The sequence below is a fragment of the Pseudorhodoplanes sp. genome (genome assembly GCF_050250235.1).
Lineage (GTDB): Bacteria > Pseudomonadota > Alphaproteobacteria > Rhizobiales > Xanthobacteraceae > Pseudorhodoplanes.
This window is the reverse complement of sequence record NZ_JBFWPA010000246.1, coordinates 1-5,489: the sequence shown is the minus strand read 5'-3', so window position 1 is coordinate 5,489 and position 5,489 is coordinate 1. Positions and strand designations below refer to the sequence as shown.

The window sequence follows — 5,489 nt, the reverse complement described above, 5'->3', positions numbered from 1 at the left end:
GTCGTCTCAAACGAACAGCCCGATCGCCGCGACAATTGCGGCGAACCATAGGGTCGACAGTCGCAACAGCCGCTCATTGATGCGCCGATAAAGATAGACGCCGGAAACGATGCCAAGCAGGTAGGCAGGCGCGAAGATCACGGTGAGCACCAACAACTGCCGGGGGCCAGGTAGACCGGCAGCGTTCAGGGCGCCGGTTGCGAAGAGGGCCGCGATTGCCACGATCGTCGCTGCGAAAGCCCAGACGATGAAGTTTGCGCGGCTGGCAACGGCCGAGTGGTGGCCGGCCTGGAGCGCGATATTGACGATGACGCAGACGCCCGACGCGCCCAGGCTCAAGCCGCCCAGCGCGCCGGCCGCCGCCAGCTCTTTGCGGTCCATGGCGCGAGGCCAGCGCCAGCCAATCAACACCAGGACGACGCACAGGAGCAGGATCGCCGAGATGATGCGTCGCGCCAATGTCGGCTCAGTCCAGGCGAGGAAGATGATGCCACCTGGCAGCCCGATCAGCGCTCCCAGCAGCATCGGCTTGAGAATGGCCGGCGACGCGTCCCGTTTGGCGTCCGGTACCAGCCGGACGTTTGCGAGAAGATCGATGATCAGGGTGATAAGAACCCCCGATTTCGGACCAAAAACGAGTTGCAATGTCGGAACCAGGATCATGGGACCGCCAAAGCCGGATGCGCCCCGGACGAAGCCGGCCAATACCGTGACGGCGATTGCGACGCCGTAGAGAGGGACTTGGGATTCCATGACGGAATGCGCCCGCGAGCCGACCGAACATGCGTCGGCCGGCGCGCTCTCAGGCTGAGGTCGAGATATGCGCTTGGGCGACGAGTTCGATGATCATTCCGTCCACGGCGAGCTTCGCCGGAATGATCGTGGCGCGACTCGGGAACGGCGGGTCTGCGAAGTATTCCTTATAGATGCCGATCATTAGATCGAACTGATCGGTATCGGTGAGATAGCAGATGACCTGCGTGACGTCCTGCAGCGTACCGCCTGCGCTCTCGACGACGTGCTTGAGATTGTCGAGCGCGAGTCGGATCTGCTTTTCCGGAGCCCCCACCTCGACCGAGCCGTCAAGCTTTCGCGGAATGACGGCCGTGTAGAGGATGCCATTCGCGATCACGCCCCCCGATACATGGCTCGGGTTTTTCCAGAGCTTCGTCTCGACCGTCTTCTTCATTGTTTTCCTCTGCTCCTGTGGTCGCGATACGTAGCTGCCGATTGATGTTCTCGTCAAGAATATATTATTCTCCGTCTTGTCTGACCGGCTACCTTTGGCTATCGTTTCGATCCTGTTTCCAGACTGACGGTGGCTCCATGCTGTGCAAAGGCCAAATCGAATTGGTGCGGGTGCAAAAGGCCTACGGCAGCACCGTGGTCGTCGACGACCTGTCGCTGCTGGTCGAGCCGGCGCAGTTCCTAACTCTTCTGGGCGCCAGCGGCTCCGGCAAGACCACAACGCTGATGATGATCGCGGGTTTCGAATCGCCGACGAAGGGAGCGGTTCTCGTCAATGGCACCAACGTAACCGCTGTACCGCCCAATCAGCGCAATCTCGGCGTCGTATTCCAGCACTACGCGTTGTTCCCGCACATGACGATCCGGGACAACCTCGCATTCCCGCTTCACATTCGTTCAATGCCGGCAAGTAAAATCAAGCAGCGCGTGGCTTGGGCGCTCGACCTCGTGAGCCTGGAAAACTTCGGAGGCCGTTATCCGTCGCAGCTAAGCGGCGGTCAGCAGCAGCGCGTCGCGCTTGCGCGCGCGCTCATCTACGATCCGCCGGTTCTCCTAATGGACGAGCCGCTCGGCGCCCTCGACAAGAAGCTGCGAGAACAGCTCCAGCTCGAGATCAAGCGAATCCAGAAAGACCTCGGCATCACGATCATCTACGTGACGCACGACCAGGACGAAGCGCTGACCATGTCGGACCGGATCGCAATCATGCGCAAAGGCCGCATAGCGCAGGTCGGCTCGCCTGAGGATCTCTATGAGAATCCGGTCGACGACTTCGTCGCGGACTTCCTCGGCGAAATGAATTTCGTGCCCGCCACGATCGTGGGCGACGCGTCGCCGGCTCGCGGCGGGCGCTTTGCCATCCGGCCGGAACGCATCCTCATCTCGGACGCGCCCCGCGTCGAGCCGGGCGTTCAATGGGTCTCCGGTGTCGTGCAGGACGCGATCTATTACGGCGCGGCGCGGCGTTATCTTATTCGCATCGGCGACGTCACGATATCGGCCAAACAGCAAGCGGTGAGCGCGGTACGGTTCTATGAAGCTGGCAGTCCGATTCACGTCGGTTGGGCGATGGAGGACCTTAAGGCTTTTGCTTGATCGAACAACGTACGCAAGGGAGGCGACATGATGGTTCTGATACGGCGAATGGGAATTGTGGCTGCATTGGCCGGGACGCTCGCGTTTGCCCTGCCGAGTGGATTTGCCGCCGCGCAACAGCAGAAGGTTGTCGTCCAGATCGGCAGCGGCGACTTCGCGGAGGCGATGAAAAAAGCCTTCGTCGAGCCTTTTGAGAAGGAGACCGGTATCAAGGTCGTCACGGTGCCCGAGTTCATGAGCCCGGCCAAGCTCAAGCTCATGGTCGAGAACAAGAGCGGTGAGATCGATATCGTGCTGATGGCGTGGCTGCACGCCATCAGCAGCAACGAAAGCGGGCTGCTCGAGAAGATCGACTATTCGGTTTTCGACAAAGACGAACTCGCAGCGGTCGACGCGGTCGCACGTCAGCCGTACGGCGTCGGTGCCTACTACTACTCTCAGGTAATCGCTTACAACACCAAGAAGTACAGCGCGGATAATCATCCCAAGACCTGGACGGAGTTCTGGGATGTAACCAAATTTCCGGGCACCCGCAGCTTCAAGTCCGGCGTGCAGGGCGAAGGAGGATTCGAGGAGGCTCTTCTCGCCGACGGCGTTGCGATGGACAAGCTCTATCCGCTGGACATCGACCGCGCGTACCGGAGCCTCGAGAAGTTGAAGCCACACGTCAAGAAGTGGTGGCGGTTCGGCGCGGAAGGTCAGCAGATCTTCGCCGACTCGGCTGCGGATCTTGGCATGATCTACAACGGCCGCGCCGAGAACCTTCGCGCCAAAGGCGCGCCCGTCGCCTTCGACTGGAACGAGGGCAAGCTTCTGCTGGATTTCATGTTGATCCCCAAGGGTGCCCACAACGTCGCGAACGCGCAGAAATTCATCGCCTTCGCGACGCGCGCCAAACCACAGTCGGTTCTGGGAGCGATGATGTTCTATGGGCCGACGAACAAGAACGCTTTCAAATACCTTGATGAAAAGACCGGCAAGTCGCTCTCGACCCATCCCAACAACGTGAACCGGCAGTTCGTGCGCAACGATAAATGGTATGCCGAAAAAGGGCCGGACGGCAGGACCAACCTCGAAACGCTGATCGAGAAGTGGAACCGGTTCACGATCAACTAAACTCTCGATCGGCGCACGACTCAATGCAGCAGATGACGCATCTCACGGCATGGAAGCGCGACGCGGCGTGTGCACCACGCACGTCGCGTTTCGTTGGCTTCGGTTCGTTCCGCTCCGAGTGGCTGTTATTGCCCGCGCTTCTGTTCCTGGTCGCATTCTACGCCTATCCGGTCGCGAAGCTGCTTTGGACGAGCATTGACGGGGCGGCGCTGAGCCCGCGTCATTACCTTCGCTTCTTTCAGGATTCGGCTTATACCTATGTCCTCGTGCGCACGCTGATTGTGAGCGTCGTCGTCACCTTTTTCTGCCTTGTGTTGGGGCTACCGGTCGCCTTCCTCCTGGCCCGGATCGAGGGACGTCTGCGCACGGTCCTGCTGCTGCTGGTTCTTGTTCCCTATTTGACGAGCTTTCTGGTCCGAAGCTACGCCTGGATCGTCGTGCTCGACGACAACGGTATCGTCAATTCGCTCCTTGTAGGTTTGGGCGTGACGAGCAAACCGATCAAGCTCGTCTATAACTGGATCGGCGTCTATATCGGCATGATTCAGATCATGCTGCCGTTCATGATCTTGCCTCTGTACAACAACATACTGGCGATCGACTGGCGTATCGACCGCGCCGCCAAAAGCATGGGGGCCGGCCCCTTCCGTCGCTTCGTTCTGGTTTTCCTGCCGCTATGCGCGTCAGGGATCCGCAGCGGTTGCCTGCTCGTCTTTCTTCTTAGTCTCGGCTTCTACATCACGCCCGCGGTGTTGGGTGGATTGAGCGATGTGACCCTGGCGATGTTGATCGAAACGCAGGTCACACAGCTCGTGAACTGGGGCTTCGCCGGTGCCGCAGCAATGATTTTGCTAATTGCAACATTCGGCACCTACCTACTGTTGGGTCGCGGCGTGCGCCTCGACGCTATGTTCTCCGGCACATCGGACCGTGGAGCGAACCATTTCAACCAGCTCACGAGCTCCGGCTCGGGGGAGAAGCCTGTCCACACGCGCGTCCTCTATTCTGCAGTCGGGATGTTCGACCGGACGCCGCTGGCGGGCGCCATGAAGCCGACGGCTTATGCAGTGGCTACGTTCGTTCTTCTCGCACTCTTCCTCCCCAGCGCCTTGGTAACGATCATGGCGTTCAATTCCGGCGATGTGTTGCGGTTTCCGCCGCCGGGTTATTCCTTCCGCTGGTTCCAGAACTATCTGCAGACGGAATCCTGGATCGACGCGACGTTGCTCAGCCTGCGCCTGGCCGCTTTGACAGCGCTGTTCGGCACGCTACTGGGCATGCTCGCCGCGTTCGGCGTATCGCGGGCGCGGGGCATGGTCCGCGCGTTCACGCTCTCGATCATGCTGTCGCCGCTCATCGTTCCACCGATTGTGCTCGGCGTCGCGCTCTATCAGCCTCTCGCTCAAATCGGCTTGATCGGAACCGAAACCGCGGTGGTCATCGGCCATCTGATTGGCGCACTGCCTTATGTTCTTATCATCGTGTCGGCGGGCCTGCAGAGCGTCGACCCATCGCTTCAACGCGCTGCCTCAAGCATGGGCGCGAGCGCGTTCCGAACCTTCTGGAAAGTGACGCTCCCGCTCATACGGCCGAGCATCTTCGTCAGCGCTCTGTTCGCCTTCATCCATTCATTCGACGACCTCGTCATCACGATTATGGTGGGCGGAATCCGGGTCGAAACGTTGCCGCTGAAGATGTGGAGCGACATTCGCAATTCGATCGATCCGACAATCGCGGCCGTATCGGCAATACTGATCGGCCTCGTGATTCTTTGGGTCGCGCTGTTGGCCCTGTTCGGTGTCGGCGGCCTGAAGCGCGCCGATTGAACTATAGCCGCTAGTCGCCGAAGCGTGGCTGGACGATGATCGAGAGGAACTTTATCGGCCGGACGATCGCGCGTTCAGGGCCGTGAGAAATATCCCCATCGAAAAACAGGGTGTCGTCGCGTTTCAAATGATAAAGCTTTTGTCCGTGCCGATAAATGAGCTCGCCTTCGATCATCATGATGAATTCGACTCCGGTATGCTGAA

The 5,489-nt window shown here is 59.7% G+C and carries 6 protein-coding genes; 3 read left to right on the top strand and 3 right to left on the bottom strand.

The genetic code is table 11. From position 1 onward, the window contains the following. Positions 1 to 6: 6 nt before the first annotated feature. Together AB7F49_RS37825 and AB7F49_RS37820 are read right to left on the bottom strand one after the other, a co-directional pair. Entirely contained in the window at positions 7 to 753 is a 747-nt protein-coding gene (locus AB7F49_RS37825) for a sulfite exporter TauE/SafE family protein (RefSeq protein ID WP_428532675.1), read from the bottom strand. Between the two features lie 49 nt (positions 754 to 802). Further along, positions 803 to 1,189: a RidA family protein gene (locus AB7F49_RS37820; protein ID WP_428532672.1), complete on the bottom strand. Its 387-nt coding sequence runs from the start codon at positions 1,187 to 1,189 to the stop codon at positions 803 to 805. Between the two features lie 137 nt (positions 1,190 to 1,326). Here AB7F49_RS37820 and AB7F49_RS37815 point away from each other — a divergent pair, with 137 nt between their 5' ends. From AB7F49_RS37815 to AB7F49_RS37805, 3 genes are read left to right on the top strand one after another with little or no spacing between them, the layout of a single operon-like run. Next, positions 1,327 to 2,343 carry an ABC transporter ATP-binding protein gene (locus AB7F49_RS37815; RefSeq protein ID WP_428532669.1) on the top strand — a complete coding sequence of 339 codons (1,017 nt, stop codon included), beginning with the start codon at positions 1,327 to 1,329 and terminating at the stop codon, positions 2,341 to 2,343. Positions 2,344 to 2,370: 27 nt separating this feature from the next. After that, positions 2,371 to 3,459: an ABC transporter substrate-binding protein gene (locus AB7F49_RS37810; protein ID WP_428532666.1), complete on the top strand. Its 1,089-nt coding sequence runs from the start codon at positions 2,371 to 2,373 to the stop codon at positions 3,457 to 3,459. A gap of 23 nt (positions 3,460 to 3,482) precedes the next feature. Further along, a complete protein-coding gene (locus AB7F49_RS37805) occupies positions 3,483 to 5,285 on the top strand; it encodes an ABC transporter permease subunit (protein WP_428532663.1) in 1,803 nt (600 codons plus the stop codon). Positions 5,286 to 5,295: 10 nt separating this feature from the next. Here the strand turns inward: AB7F49_RS37805 and AB7F49_RS37800 are convergent. Next, a partial coding sequence (locus AB7F49_RS37800) for a cupin domain-containing protein (RefSeq protein ID WP_428532660.1) occupies positions 5,296 to 5,489 on the bottom strand: 194 nt, incomplete at its 5' end.